This is a genomic window from Pseudomonas syringae (genome assembly GCF_000737245.1).
In the GTDB taxonomy this organism is placed as follows: domain Bacteria; phylum Pseudomonadota; class Gammaproteobacteria; order Pseudomonadales; family Pseudomonadaceae; genus Aquipseudomonas; species Aquipseudomonas syringae_J.
The window spans coordinates 22,700-36,591 of record NZ_JPQU01000032.1; the positions used below are offsets into that span (position 1 = coordinate 22,700).

At 58.7% G+C, this 13,892-nt stretch carries 14 protein-coding genes; 2 read left to right on the forward strand and 12 right to left on the reverse strand.

Going from position 1 to position 13,892, the window contains the following annotated elements; genetic code table 11:
• Positions 1 to 8 precede the first annotated feature (8 nt).
• The 5 genes from fabG to IV01_RS14115 form a co-directional block, all read right to left on the reverse strand.
• Positions 9 to 752: a 3-oxoacyl-ACP reductase FabG gene (fabG, locus tag IV01_RS14135; RefSeq protein ID WP_032628246.1), complete on the reverse strand. Its 744-nt coding sequence runs from the start codon at positions 750 to 752 to the stop codon at positions 9 to 11.
• Positions 753 to 767: 15 nt separating this feature from the next.
• Positions 768 to 1,706 carry an ACP S-malonyltransferase gene (fabD, locus tag IV01_RS14130; RefSeq protein WP_032628248.1) on the reverse strand — a complete coding sequence of 313 codons (939 nt, stop codon included), beginning with the start codon at positions 1,704 to 1,706 and terminating at the stop codon, positions 768 to 770.
• Between the two features lie 151 nt (positions 1,707 to 1,857).
• Positions 1,858 to 2,865 carry a phosphate acyltransferase PlsX gene (plsX, locus tag IV01_RS14125; protein ID WP_032628250.1) on the reverse strand — a complete coding sequence of 336 codons (1,008 nt, stop codon included), beginning with the start codon at positions 2,863 to 2,865 and terminating at the stop codon, positions 1,858 to 1,860.
• Between the two features lie 4 nt (positions 2,866 to 2,869).
• Positions 2,870 to 3,052: a 50S ribosomal protein L32 gene (rpmF, locus tag IV01_RS14120; RefSeq protein WP_003442519.1), complete on the reverse strand. Its 183-nt coding sequence runs from the start codon at positions 3,050 to 3,052 to the stop codon at positions 2,870 to 2,872.
• Positions 3,053 to 3,065: 13 nt separating this feature from the next.
• Positions 3,066 to 3,593 carry a YceD family protein gene (locus IV01_RS14115; RefSeq protein WP_032628252.1) on the reverse strand — a complete coding sequence of 176 codons (528 nt, stop codon included), beginning with the start codon at positions 3,591 to 3,593 and terminating at the stop codon, positions 3,066 to 3,068.
• Positions 3,594 to 3,698: 105 nt separating this feature from the next.
• On the opposite strand from IV01_RS14115, the gene IV01_RS14110 reads away from it, so the two are divergent.
• On the forward strand, positions 3,699 to 4,277 hold the full coding sequence (locus IV01_RS14110; RefSeq protein ID WP_032628253.1) for a Maf family protein: 579 nt from the start codon (positions 3,699 to 3,701) through the stop codon (positions 4,275 to 4,277).
• Between the two features lie 70 nt (positions 4,278 to 4,347).
• Here the strand turns inward: IV01_RS14110 and IV01_RS14105 are convergent, their stop codons facing one another.
• From IV01_RS14105 to rluC, 3 genes are read right to left on the reverse strand one after another with little or no spacing between them, the layout of a single operon-like run.
• Positions 4,348 to 5,352, reverse strand: coding sequence for a S49 family peptidase (locus IV01_RS14105; RefSeq protein ID WP_032628254.1), 1,005 nt, complete (start codon positions 5,350 to 5,352; stop codon positions 4,348 to 4,350).
• 7 nt (positions 5,353 to 5,359) lie between these two features.
• Positions 5,360 to 6,040 (reverse strand): HAD-IA family hydrolase, encoded by a 681-nt coding sequence (locus tag IV01_RS14100; RefSeq protein ID WP_032628324.1) that lies wholly within the window; start codon positions 6,038 to 6,040, stop codon positions 5,360 to 5,362.
• Between the two features lie 7 nt (positions 6,041 to 6,047).
• A complete protein-coding gene (gene rluC, locus IV01_RS14095) occupies positions 6,048 to 7,004 on the reverse strand; it encodes a 23S rRNA pseudouridine(955/2504/2580) synthase RluC (RefSeq protein ID WP_032628256.1) in 957 nt (318 codons plus the stop codon).
• 721 nt (positions 7,005 to 7,725) lie between these two features.
• On the opposite strand from rluC, the gene rne reads away from it, so the two are divergent.
• A complete protein-coding gene (rne, locus tag IV01_RS14090; protein WP_032628258.1) occupies positions 7,726 to 10,986 on the forward strand; it encodes a ribonuclease E in 3,261 nt (1,086 codons plus the stop codon).
• A gap of 293 nt (positions 10,987 to 11,279) precedes the next feature.
• Here the strand turns inward: rne and IV01_RS14085 are convergent, their stop codons facing one another.
• Genes IV01_RS14085 through IV01_RS14070 form a run of 4 tightly spaced genes read right to left on the reverse strand, consistent with a single transcriptional unit; the run spans position 11,280 to position 13,880 of the window.
• Positions 11,280 to 11,891, reverse strand: coding sequence for a nucleotidyltransferase family protein (locus IV01_RS14085; RefSeq protein ID WP_032628260.1), 612 nt, complete (start codon positions 11,889 to 11,891; stop codon positions 11,280 to 11,282).
• 26 nt (positions 11,892 to 11,917) lie between these two features.
• A complete protein-coding gene (gene murB / locus IV01_RS14080) occupies positions 11,918 to 12,937 on the reverse strand; it encodes a UDP-N-acetylmuramate dehydrogenase (protein ID WP_032628263.1) in 1,020 nt (339 codons plus the stop codon).
• Positions 12,934 to 13,698, reverse strand: a complete 765-nt coding sequence (gene kdsB / locus IV01_RS14075; protein WP_032628265.1) for a 3-deoxy-manno-octulosonate cytidylyltransferase — start codon at positions 13,696 to 13,698, stop codon at positions 12,934 to 12,936. The genes murB and kdsB overlap by 4 nt, the downstream gene beginning before the upstream one ends.
• The gene (locus IV01_RS14070; RefSeq protein WP_003174668.1) at positions 13,695 to 13,880 is read right to left on the reverse strand and encodes a Trm112 family protein; all 186 of its coding nucleotides are present in this window, start codon (positions 13,878 to 13,880) and stop codon (positions 13,695 to 13,697) included. The genes kdsB and IV01_RS14070 overlap by 4 nt, the downstream gene beginning before the upstream one ends.
• Positions 13,881 to 13,892 lie beyond the last annotated feature (12 nt).

A 13,892-nucleotide genomic window follows, 5' to 3' on the forward strand; every position in this document is an offset into this window, starting at 1 on the left:
CGTCACTTTTAACTCATGTACATGCCGCCGTTAACCGGGATTGTAGCCCCAGTTACGTAGGCTGCACCGTCGGAAGCGAGAAAAGCGACAACATGCGCAATCTCTTGCGCCTGACCCAGACGCCCCAGAGGAATCTGGTTGATCAGGGACTCTCGCTGCGCTTCCGGCAGTTCGCGCGTCATGTCGGTATCAATGAAACCGGGTGCAACCGAGTTAACGGTTACCGAGCGCGAACCTACTTCACGAGCCAAGGCACGACTGAAACCTTCCAGCCCTGCTTTAGCGGATGCGTAGTTTACTTGGCCTGCGTTGCCCATGGCACCCACAACAGAGCCAATACTGATGATTCGACCCCAACGCGCCTTGGTCATGCCGCGCAAAACACCCTTGGACAGACGGAAAAGGCTGTTCAAGTTGGTATCGACGACATCATGCCATTCGTCATCTTTCATGCGCATCATCAGGTTATCGCGGGTGATTCCAGCGTTGTTGACCAGGATCAGCGGCGCGCCGACACGCTCCTGAATCAACGACAGGGTCGCTTCTACAGAGGCGGCACTGCAAACATCCAGCATCAGACCGAAGCCTTCGATGCCGTTTTCCTTGAAGGTCGCGCTGATGCGTTCGGCACCGGACTCGGAAGTCGCCGTTCCCACCACCACAGCGCCATTGCGACCCAATTCCAGGGCAATGGCTTGACCGATTCCACGGCTCGCACCAGTAACCAGTGCAACTTTACCTTGCAGACTCATGCAAGTTTCTCCTAATCAGGCCAGTGCCGCACGAGCGGCAGCAAAGGCATCCGGGGTATCCAGGTTGTAGGTTGTCACGCCTTCGGCGCAACGCTTGTTCAGACCAGCCAATACCTTGCCCGGCCCGCACTCCACCAATTGGGTCGCACCATGGCTCGCCAGACACTGGATGGACTCCACCCAGCGAACCGGCTTGTACAACTGTTCCAGCAAATCACGCTTGAGCGTAGCCAGATCACTTACTGCAGCTGCGCTGACGTTCTGCACCAGCGCAATATTCGGAGCCTGCCATTCGATTGCCTCGATGGACGCCGCAAAGCGCTCAGCCGCAGGACGCATCAACTCACAGTGGGACGGCACGCTGACCGGTAACGGCAACGCACGCTTCGCACCACGAGCCTTGCACAGTTCCATGGCACGCTTGACCGCCTCGGCGGCACCGGCAATCACTACCTGGCCCGGCGAGTTGAAGTTCACCGCACTGACCACTTCACCCTGAGCCGCTTCGGCACAGGCAGCAATGACATCGGCATCATCCAGCCCCAGAATGGCAGCCATGCCACCTTGACCGGCAGGGACAGCTTCCTGCATCAACTGACCACGGCGCTCGACCAGCTTGACCGCGTCCTCCAGGCTAAGGCTTTGCGCAGCAACCAGGGCACTGTATTCGCCCAGACTATGACCAGCCACAAACGCCGGAACCGCGCCACCTTCGGCCAGCCATACGTGCCACAAGGCGATGGAAGCGGTGAGGATGGCGGGCTGGGTTTTGTCGGTCTGGTTGAGCAGCTCGGACGGACCTTGCTGAGTCAGCGCCCAGAGGTCGTAGCCCAAGGCATCAGATGCCTGCTCGAAAGTATCAAGGATCAGCGGGTGCTGCGCGCCCAGGTCGGCGAGCATGCCCAGGGATTGCGAACCCTGACCCGGGAAGACGAATGCGAGGGATGCAGACATTGAACAAGCCTCTGATTGTGGTCGTCAAAATAAACGCCCGGTCATGACCGAGCGCGAAGAATTCGTTGAAACTGAGTTGCCAGTTTGATGACTGGCCGGTCAGCAGCGTCACATTCTAGCGGACACCGAGCCCAAACACCGAACAGAAACCCTAAAGCAGCTCGCCGAGACGACCGTGCAACCGTTGCGGCAGGTTGCCCTCAACCTCAATCAGCGCACGGTGGATAGCGCTCTGGAAGCCCTGCACGCTGGCAGAGCCATGGCTCTTAACCACAATGCCCTGAAGCCCGAGAAAACTGGCGCCATTGTGCCGTGCGGGTGCCAGATCAGCCTGCAAGCGCTTGAGCAAAGGCAACGCCAGTGCGCCGACAGCGCGGGACAGCAGATTCTGGCTGAACAATATTTCAATCCGCGCAGAAATCATGCTCGCCAACCCTTCGCTGGACTTGAGCAGGATATTGCCGACAAAGCCGTCACAAACCACAACGTCCGCTTCGCCACGGTACAAGCCATCACCCTCGACAAATCCGGTGTAGTTCAAGCCGGGCGCCGCCTGTAGCAGACTCGCCGCCAGCTTGACCTGCTGATTGCCCTTGATGTCCTCGGTACCGATATTAAGCAGCGCGACCTTTGGCCGCACAACACCTAGCGCCTCGGCTGCAACCGACCCCATCACTGCAAACTGGTACAGATTTTCCGCACCGCAATCGACGTTCGCCCCCAGATCGAGCAACTGGCAATAGCCCCGCTGAGTGGGAATTGCAGCAACCATGGCCGGGCGATCAATGCCAGGCAAGGTCTTGAGTACGAAACGCGAGAGCGCCATCAAGGCACCAGTATTGCCGGCACTGACACAGGCCTGGGCCTGACCATTAGCCACCAGATCCAAAGCCACCCGCATTGAAGAGTCGGGCTTGCCTCGCAAAGCCTGAGACGGCTTTTCATCCATGCCGATCACTTCGCTGGCATTCACAACGCGCAGACGTGAGCGATCCACACCAGATTGGCGGGCTATCAGTTCTTCAATAAGGGGAGCTTGACCCACAAGGATCAGATGAAGCGAGGGCGTAGCAATCAGGCACGCAAGGCTGGCCTGAACAATGTTGCGGGGACCGAAGTCCCCGCCCATTGCGTCGATCGCGATGATCGGAGCGGACAAGAAATTACTCGTCAGCGCCCTTGTCGATCACTTTACGACCACGGTAAACACCTTCCGGCGAAACGTGGTGACGCAGGTGAATTTCACCAGTGGTCTTTTCTACCGACAGAGTGCTAGCCGAAAGAGCGTCGTGCGAACGACGCATGTCACGGGCAGAGCGGGATTTTTTGTTCTGCTGAACAGCCATAATTGATTAACTCCTAAACGTTTGGGTCACGCTTTAACTGCGCCAATACACTGAACGGGTTGGACCGCGTTACCTCGTCCACGCTCGGTTCGGGCTCATCGAGACCCGCCGGCTGCTGGCATTCTTCCGGATGATGAGCAGGCACAATGGGCAAGGCGAGCAAAAGCTCCTCCTCGATCAATGCCAGCAGATCCAATGGATCTTCGCCCAGTTCCAGCACGTCATAACCTTTCGGTAACGACTGGGTATTCGCACCCTCCTTCACCACAGCGTAACTGCACTCGCTATGGATCGGCAGGGTGACCAGCTCAAGACAACGCTGGCAAACCATTTTGACTTCGGCGTCGATGGAACTGTGGATAACCACAGACCGGCGTTCGTCTCGTTCAAAAATGAATTTGGCCTGCACCGTACCGACATCATCGGAAAGCGGGTCGCAGAGTCTCTCCAAACTGGCCAGCAACACTTCACCTTGGAGGGTAGTGCCACGATCAGCCAGTTTGCGCGGGTCAACGTGAGGTGGAATCGGGTCATTCAACATAGGCGCAGCATTCTAGGGACGACCCTAATGCATGTCAAAGGAAATTCAGGGCAATAATCCTGCACAGGACTGATTAGAATCAACTTTCACCAATCGGAGAACCTCATGCCGCCTCTGCTCCTCGCTTCCAGCTCACCTTATCGCCGGGAATTGCTGGCCAGATTGCGACTGCCATTCGTCTGCAGCTCGCCTGATATAGACGAAAGCCACCGACCTGGAGAAGCCGCCGCTGAACTGGTGCAGCGCCTGGCAAAGGAAAAAGCACAGGTGCTGGCAAGCAAATTTCCAGACCATCTGATTATCGGCTCCGATCAAGTCGCCGTGCTAGATGGGCAAATACTTGGCAAGCCTCACACCTTTGAGCGTGCCCTGGCGCAGTTGACCGCCGCCAGCGGCTCAAGCGTCACCTTTCTCACCGGCCTGGCCCTGCTCAACGGCTCTACGGGGCAGTGCCAAGTGGACTGCGTACCCTTTACTGTCCACATGCGCGACCTGGATCAGGCCAGCATCACTCGCTACCTGCACGCCGAGCAACCCTACGACTGCGCTGGCAGCTTCAAGGCCGAAGGCCTGGGCGTAAGCCTGTTTCAGGCTACGGAAGGCCCTGATGCCACCAGCCTGATCGGCCTGCCACTCATTCGGCTGGTGGACATGCTTATAAAGGAAGGCGTGCAGATACCCTGATCGCACCATCGCCGCACTCAAAAAAACAAAACCCGACCAATGGTCGGGTTTTGCTTCAGCAACTGAGCGATTAACGCAGCGATGGCCCATTGAAGCCAGCCCACATTGCAATTTGATCTGCAACGCTCGCACCGAGCTTTTTCGAGAAACGATCAAACGGCGATTCCTGGACCGTGTAATCCACCATTTCCTTCTCGCCTATCACGTCCCGCGCGACATAGCTGGCACTGCCCAGACCATCGATCAAGCCCAAAGGCAATGCCTGCTCACCGGTCCATACCAGACCTGAAAACAGCTCAGGATGATCTTTATCCTTGAGGCGATCCCCTCGACCCTGTTTCACGCTGGCAATGAACTGACGATGGGTTGTGTCCAGCACACCCTGCCAGAACGCCGTTTCTTCAGCTTTTGGCGGCTGGAACGGATCCAGGAAGGCCTTGTGCTCGCCGGAGGTGTATGTACGACGATCCACACCCAGCTTTTCCATGGCTCCCACGAAGCCGAAGCCCGCAGCGGTCACGCCGATAGAACCCACCAGACTCGCCTTGTCGGCATAGATCTGATCAGCGGCACTGGCAATATAGTAGGCACCCGAGGCACCCAGATCAGTGATCACCGCGTACACCTTGATGGCCGGCTTTTCGGCTCGCAGGCGACGGATTTCATCCGCTACGTAACCCGACTGCACAGGACTGCCACCCGGACTGTTGATACGCAGAATGACACCCTTGGTTTTCTCGTCAGCGAAAGCCGCACGCAGGCTGCCAACAATGTTATCGGCGCTGGCCGGCTCCTTGGCGGCGATCATGCCGTCAATCTCGATCAACGCGGTATGGTTGGAGCTACGGGCCGCGCCTTTCTCGAAATCCATCAGCGGCGAGAACATGAACAACACGCCAATCAGATAGAGAAAGGTCAAAGATTTGAAAAATATGCCCCAGCGACGGGAGCGGCGCTGCTCCTGAACACTTGCCAGGAGAGTTTTCTCCAGCAGCTTCCAGCTCTTCGCATCAGCCTTACTGTCTGCGATCTCTTCTTTATCTTGCGAGACCGGTGCCTTCCATTCGTCCGACATTTATCTATTACCCCAACAACGAAGACTGAGCACTGCGATCACCCAACCAGGCACGCAGCTCGGGAAAACTTTCAATCGCCAGACGCGGCTCGAATTCACGCAGCGAGTCCAGCGCCTGGGCACCGTAACCGACCGCTACCGAATCCATGCCCGCATTGCGCGCCATCAGCAGATCGAACGACGAATCCCCTACCATCAGCGCCCGTTCAGGGTGGACGCCGCAATGCTGGAGGATCTCGTGCAACATCAACGGATCGGGTTTGCTGGCCGTTTCGTCCGCTGCCCGGGTGATATCGAAATAATCGAGCCATCCATGGGCATTGAGCACGCGATTCAAGCCGCGGCGGGCCTTGCCGGTCGCGACAGCCAACTTGTACCCCTCGGCACGGAAGCCTTCAATGGATTCCAGAACCCCCTGAAACAGCGGCGAAGGCACATCGTTATCCATCGCCATATAGCTGTCGGCGTAGTGCTGACGGAAATCAATGAGATCGTTGCCCGTGATATCCGGGTAGAGCGTGCGAATCGCTTCCGGCAAGCCCAGACCGATGATGCCTTTGATCGCGAGATCATCACGCACTGGCCGCCCACTCAGATCAGCCGCCTGCCGCATGGCCTCGACGATACGACCAATGGAGTCGGCAAGGGTGCCGTCCCAATCGAAAATCAACAGGTCATAATTCAACAGTTCACCTTCAGGGCGCACTCAAACGCTCCACAGTCTTGGCCCACATATCATCGACAGGCGCCTGCAATTTAAGCTCGCTGCCATCCTGCATGGGAACCGTCAGCATGTACGCGTGCAGGAAAAGGCGCTTGCCGCCCAGATCACGAATCTCGCGACTGAAATCCTCATCGCCATACTTGGTATCACCAGCGATGGCATGCCCGGCGTGCAACGTATGCACGCGAATCTGGTGAGTCCGTCCGGTGACCGGCTTGGCCTCCACCAGGGTCGCGAAGTCACTGAAGCGACGCAGCACCTTGAACAGGGTCAGCGCCTCCTTGCCCTCGTCGTTCACTTCGACCATGCGCTCGCCGGAACGCAGATTGCTCTTGAGCAACGGCGCACTGATGCGCTTCTGCGAAGTGTCCCAATGACCACGCACCAGGGCCATATAACGCTTGTCGACACCGTCGCCACGCAAGGCCTCATGCAGGTGGCGCAACATGCTGCGCTTCTTGGCAATCATCAACAGCCCGGAGGTATCCCGGTCGAGTCGATGCACAAGCTCAAGCTCCTTGGCATCCGGACGCATCTGCCGAAACGCTTCGATAACACCGAAATTCAGGCCGCTGCCACCATGCACGGCAATACCGGCCGGCTTGTTGAGCACGATCAGCGCCTTGTCTTCATAGACAATGGCCGCCTCCAGGCGCTGCAGCAAACCCTGGGCGACCGGCACCGGCGCATCCCGCTCGGGCACACGGACCGGCGGGACACGAATGATGTCGCCTGCCTGCAACTTGTACTCGGGCTTGATCCGCCCCTTGTTCACCCGCACTTCGCCTTTGCGCAAGATGCGGTAGATCAAGGTCTTGGGCACGCCTTTGAGGAAAGTGACAAGAAAATTATCGATGCGTTGACCGGCATATTCCGGCGCAACCTCAACCAGCTGGACGCCGGGGGTTGGGGGTGTGGTAGTCGTCATGGCGCAAATCATAACAATTTTTTATGGATTTGAAGCACTTAATGATTGCTGCTATAGTCGCGAACGCCGCCAAAAGCGGCCTGGACAGCGGATAAACGGTTTATGACCGGCCCTGCCCTACGCAATTCACGAGGACGCGAGGCCGTCCTACGGGGCTTTCGGTGACAACGGATAGGCTGCAAACGTTACAAGCGCAGGTGACATAAGGCCTGAAACACGCCAGATCGCAGAGTTATCACTCGCCTTCAGAGCTAATAATTCACGGCCAGTTCACAAAGTGCAGTCGTTTGCAGACGTTCTGAGCGAATGCTTCGGAAACCACGCCTTAAGCCATAGATGCGCGAGCTTCCCATCGAAGATCGCGGTAAATGCCAACCCGTTGCGGATTCTGCGCGCGGCAGCACCCGAATTATCAGGGATACGTGTAGGGTGGAGACGCACAACCATCGGACTGTGTAGCACAAGGCTTGTTTTAGACGCTTCATCTCGTCCGCTACCGATGGTCGATTCCTCCTCCTGACAAAGCTTTTGCTGAATGGGTGCCTTTTGTCACCACAGCAAGCAGGAAACGTCGTCGCGACACCGGCCCCGTTGGTCGGTACCTCGCTAGACACTGGAGTGTCCAACCACTCTTGACGTGCCCTGACACCGACCGTGAGAAGTCGTGTGTGCCGAACGCCGTTTCCGGCAGCCCGGAAACCGACGGTACTACATGAAAAGAATGTTGATTAACGCAACTCAACCTGAAGAGTTGCGCGTTGCACTGGTAGACGGCCAGCGCCTATACGACCTGGACATCGAGTCCGGTGCACGCGAGCAGAAGAAGGCCAATATCTATAAAGGCCGGATCACTCGCATCGAGCCAAGCCTGGAGGCTGCCTTTGTCGATTTCGGCTCTGAGCGCCACGGCTTCCTGCCCCTCAAGGAAATCTCCCGCGAGTACTTCAAGAAAGCCCCTGAAGGCCGCGTCAACATCAAGGACGTCCTGACCGAAGGCCAGGAAGTCATCGTTCAGGTCGAGAAGGAAGAGCGCGGCAACAAAGGCGCAGCCCTGACCACCTTCATCAGCCTGGCCGGTCGTTACCTGGTCCTGATGCCAAACAACCCGCGTGCCGGCGGCATCTCCCGTCGCATCGAAGGCGAAGAGCGCAACGAACTGCGTGAAGCGCTGAACGGCTTGATCGCCCCTGCCGACATGGGCCTGATCGTGCGCACTGCCGGCCTGGGCCGCAGCAGCGAAGAAATGCAGTGGGACCTCGACTACCTGCTGCAACTCTGGACCGCTATCAAGGAAGCATCCCTTGATCGTTCCGCGCCATTCCTGATCTACCAGGAAAGCAACGTCATCATCCGCGCCATCCGCGACTATCTGCGTCAGGACATCGGCGAAGTGCTGATCGACAGCGTCGAAGCCCAGGAAGAAGCCCTGACCTTCATCCGTCAGGTGATGCCGCAGTACGCCAGCAAGATCAAGCTGTACGAAGACAGCGTTCCGCTGTTCAACCGTTTCCAGATCGAAAGCCAGATCGAGACCGCCTTCCAGCGCGTCGTTGAACTGCCTTCCGGTGGCTCCATCGTTATCGATCCGACCGAGGCCCTGGTGTCCATCGACATCAACTCGGCGCGCGCCACCAAAGGCAGCGACATCGAAGAAACCGCACTGCAAACCAACCTTGAAGCGGCTGAAGAAATCGCCCGTCAATTGCGCCTGCGTGACATTGGCGGCCTGATCGTCATCGACTTCATCGACATGACGCCTGCCAAGAACCAGCGCGCCGTGGAAGAAAAAGTCCGCGAAAGCCTCGAAGCTGACCGCGCCCGGGTTCAGGTCGGTCGCATCTCGCGCTTCGGCCTGCTGGAAATGTCCCGTCAGCGTCTGCGCCCTTCCCTGGGTGAAAGCAGCGGCATCGTCTGCCCACGCTGCAACGGCACCGGCATCATCCGTGACGTTGAATCGCTGTCGCTGGCCATCCTGCGCCTGATCGAAGAAGAAGCCCTGAAAGACCGCACTGCCGAAGTCCGCGCTCAGGTGCCGATTCCGGTTGCAGCTTTCCTGCTCAACGAAAAACGCAACTCGATCACCAAGATCGAACTGCGCACCCGCGCCCGCATCATCATCCTGCCGAACGATCATCTCGAAACGCCGCACTTCGAAGTTCAGCGCCTGCGTGATGACAGCCCGGAAGCTCACACCAATCAGTCCAGCTACGAAATCGCTGCTGCCGCTGCCGAAGTGGAGGAAGTCCAGCCAGCCGCCGCGACCCGCACCCTGGTTCGCCAGGAAGCTGCAGTCAAGACCGCTCCGCCGCGTGCCAACGCACCGGTGCCGGTTGAAGCCGCAGCCGCTGCTCCAGCACCAGCCGCTCATGAGCCAAGTCTGTTCAAAGGCCTGGTCAAATCCCTGGTGAGCCTGTTCGCCACCAAGGAAGAACCAGCCGCACCGGTAGTGGTCGAGAAGCCTTCTGCCGAGCGCCCTGCGCGCAACGAAGAGCGCCGCAACGGTCGTCAACAGAGCCGTGGCCGCAATAACCGTCGCGACGAAGAGCGCAAGCCACGTGAAGAACGCGCACCTCGCGAAGAGCGTGCAGAACGCGCTCCGCGTGAAGAGCGTGCTCCTCGTGAGGAACGTGCACCACGTGAAGAGCGTGCGCCACGTCAGCCACGCGAAGCCGTCAGCGTTGAAGAAAACACTGCAGCAGCACCAGTGCAGCGCGAAGAACGTCCAGCTCGTACCCCACGCGCACCGCGCGAAGATCGCAAGCCTCGTGAAGAGCGCGTGCGTGAACTGCGCGAGCCACTGGATGCAGCACCGGCCGTCAACGTTGCCCGTGAAGAACGCCCAGAGCGTGCTCCGCGCGAAGAACGTCAGCCACGCGCACCACGTGAAGAGCGTCAACCACGCGCCGAGCAAGCTGCTGCGGCAGTGAGCGAAGAAGAGCTTTTGCCAACTGAAGAACTGGCAAACGACGATCAGCAGGAAGGTGCAGAAGGCGATCGCCCTCGCCGCCGCTCCCGTGGTCAGCGTCGTCGCAGCAACCGCCGCGAGCGTCAACGCGATGCCAACGGCAACGTGATCGAAGGTTCGGAAGGTGCTGACGGTTCTGAAGAGAACAACAGCGAAGAAAGCAGCTCCGATCTGGCCGCAGGTCTGGCAGTTACCGCTGCCGTGGCCAGCGCCGCGATCAGCGCGCCCGCAGAAGCCGAAGCCCACCGCCAAGCTGAACGCGCCAACGCCTCCCCTGTAGAAGCGTCCGATTCATCGTTCGTTCAGCAGCCAGTTGTTGAAACGCCGTCCATCCAGACGCCAGCGTTCGAAGCGGCCGAAGTTGAAAAGCCAGCGGTTGAAACGCCAGTGTTTGAAACCCCTGCGGTTGAAGCGCCGGTCACCGAGTACGCTGCAAAAGCCGAAAGCGCGCCGGATGTTGAAGCACAATCTGTTGTCGAAGCCGCTCCCGAGCCTGTAACTGAAGCTCCAGCATTGGCTGCTCAACCGGAACTGGCTCAGCCAGAACTGTTCGAAGCACCGCACGCTGAACGCGTTGTACCGTTCAAGCCGACACCAGAGCCAACACCACAGGTTGAAGCCGTTGCTGGCCAAGTAGAAGCAACAGTTGCGGAATCGGTTACTGAGTCGGCAGAACTGCCAACCCCGGCCCCGGTTGTTGCTGAAGCGCCTGCGCCTTACGCCGCTGCTGAAATCGTCGCTACCTCTCCTGCCGCAGAAGCAGCAGTGGATGTGGTTGCCGAAACGCCAGCATTGCCGGTCAGCAGCAATGGCCGCGCACCAAACGATCCTCGTGAAGTGCGTCGCCGCAAGCGTGAAGCAGAGCGTCTGGCGAAAGAAGCCGAAGAAGCCAAAGCAGCTCCTGAAGTTGCGCAAACTGCCCCGGTTGTCGATGAGAACCTGCAGTCAGTTGACGAAGTCGTTCAGCAACACCACGAAGCACTGGAAGAAAGCAAAGAGCCTAAACCGCTCGCTTGATCCACGCTGAATAAAGAGCCCCACCTGTGAAAGCAGGTGGGGCTTTTTTATGGATGACAACCCAGTTCCTGCGTTCGCCGGTGAAACGCAGTAATCGGCAGGGGCCAACGTGCTAGCGATGGCGGTTTGTCTGATACACCGCCTTCGCGACCGTCGTAACCTCCGATTGCTCCTACAGGACCGTGTTGTGCCTGAAAAAAAGCCCAACCTGTAGAAGCTCACGAGCACCGCGAGGCAGCGATAGTGTTTTGCCTGACACACCGCTATCGCTGCCTCGCGCTGCTCGTGAGCTTCTACCGGAGGGTTGAGCGACTCAGGCTAAACACCAACCCCTCAGGCACATCCACATCCCACAGAACACCAGGGTCAGCCACATCCACAGATTGAACATTGCCGTCCTGGAATAAGCGCTTGGCACCCTGATCACCCGTAAGCGCCATCAATGCCGGACCATACTTGCGCCCAAAGCCTACCGGCTGACCGCGCTCGGTTTGATGAACAGGCACGATGATCAGCTCATCGCTCTGGGCAGCAACAAGCCGCTGGAACGTTTCAGGCAGGATAAATGGCATGTCGCCCAGCACGATCAGCCAGGCGCGATGATGAGGTTCAGCCGCGACTGCTGCGGCGATGCTATCGCCCATACCGGGGGACTCCAGCATCAGCAGCCCACAGCCGTATTGATGGGCCAGCGTGATGATTTCAGAGGCATCCGGGCGTGTGACCACCAGCACCCGATCAACAACCCCTTGCAGATTGATCAACGTGTGCTCAACCACCGGCATGTCGATGCCATCGCGGCCCACGCAACGGGCCAGCAACTTGCTGCGCCCCTGACCGGCAATGGCTTGAAAACGGCTACCATGACCGGCAGCGAGAACGATGGCGCAAGTACTTTCAGTCATCACAGTTCCCGGTCCACAGGGCCGACTCAGTACAGATTAGGTTCCATTTCAAGCTCAACACCGAAACGTTCTGCGATATCGGCCTGAATTCTTTGCGCCAGCGCTAACAACTGCATGCCGCTAGCGTGACCGTAGTTGACCAGCACCAGCGACTGCAAGCGGTGAACGCCCGCATCGCCTTCGCGGTAGCCTTTCCAGCCTGCCTGCTCGATGAGCCATCCAGCGGCGAGCTTTACCTGGCCGTCCGGCTGTGAATAACCCACCAGGGCGGGGTATTGCAGACGAATGCGGTCTGCAAGCTCAGCCGATACCAACGGATTCTTGAAGAAACTCCCGGCATTGCCCAGAACAGCGGGATCGGGCAACTTCTCGCTGCGTATGGCACAGATCGCCTTACTGACGTCGTGAGGTGTTGGCTGGCTGATACCTTGATCCGTCAGGCGCTGACGCACTGGGCCGTATTCCAGGTGCAGGTGCGGGCTGCGGCTGAGCACGAAGCGTACTCGCAGAATGATCCAGCGACCGGTCTGATGCTTGAACACACTGTCGCGGTAACCAAAAGCGCACTCCTCCAGAGAGAAGTCCCGCAGCTGGCCGGTCTCGCGATCAAGGGCTGTCAGGCTGTGGAACACATCCTTGATCTCCACCCCGTAGGCGCCGATGTTCTGCATCGGCGCGGCGCCGACAGTGCCGGGGATCAGACTGAGGTTTTCCAGCCCGGCCAACCCAAGCTCAAGACATGACTGCACAAATGGATGCCACGGTTCCCCGGCTTCGGCTTCGATGATTGCCTGCTGGCAATCCTCCCGGAGGATGCGAATACCACGGCTGGCCATGCGCAGCACCAGAGACTGAACATCGCCGGTCAGCAGCAGATTGCTGCCGCCGCCCACCACCATCAGCGGTAACGTGTGCGCTGCACAGTAAGCCAATGCCTCACGCACATCATCATCGTTATGCGCCTGGGCAAACAACCGCGCCTGAGCCTCAACGCCAAAGGTGTTGAACGGCTTGAGCGAAACGGTGGACTGCAACTGCAAGGTCAAACCTCCAGCAAGCGACGAACGCGCTCAAGGTCTTCAGCAGTATCCACCCCTGCAGGCGGGGCTTCCAGCGCGTCCGCGACGTGAATGCGCACGCCATGCCACAGGGCGCGCAGTTGCTCTAGACTTTCCGTGTCTTCGAGCCAGCACGGCCCCCAGCTCACGAAATCCTGGAGAAACCCGGCGCGGTAAGCATAAATTCCGATATGCCGACGATACGGAACACCAGCAGGCAATTGCTCACGATCCTTGGCCAGTGCATCCCGAGCCCAAGGCAACGGCGCACGGCTGAAGGTCAGCGCCAGACCATTGATATCAGCCACCACCTTGACCACGTTAGGATTGAACAACGCAGTCACATCTTCAAGCGGCTCGGCCAGAGTCGACATACGCGCTTCAGGGTGAGCGGCCAGATTGGCAGCCACCTGATCGATCACCGCTGGCGGGATCATCGGCTCGTCGCCCTGTACGTTGACCACGATGGCATCCGGCTCCAGACCCAATTGAGTGGCGACTTCCGCCAGACGGTCGGTGCCGGAATTGTGATCATCGCGAGTCAGCAGCACTTCAGCGCCGAAGCCACGGCAGGCCTCAACGATGCGCGCATCGTCAGTGGCCACGACAACACGCGCTGCATGGCTTTTACGAGCCTGTTCCCAGACGTGCTGGATCATCGGTTTGCCGGCGATCTCCTTGAGCGGCTTACCGGGAAAGCGGCTGGAGCCGTAACGCGCCGGGATGACGACGGTGAACACTGCGGTCATTTGTCCAGACGCTCATCGGTGGTCAGGGTGCGGGCTTCACTTTCCAGCATCACCGGGATGCCATCGCGAATCGGGTAAGCCAGGCCTGCGCCTTTGCTGATCAGCTCGGTCTTATCGGCGCTGAGTTTGAGCGGGCCCTTGCAGATCGGGCAGGCGAGGATGTCGAGCAATTTGGTGTCCATAGGAATTCCTGA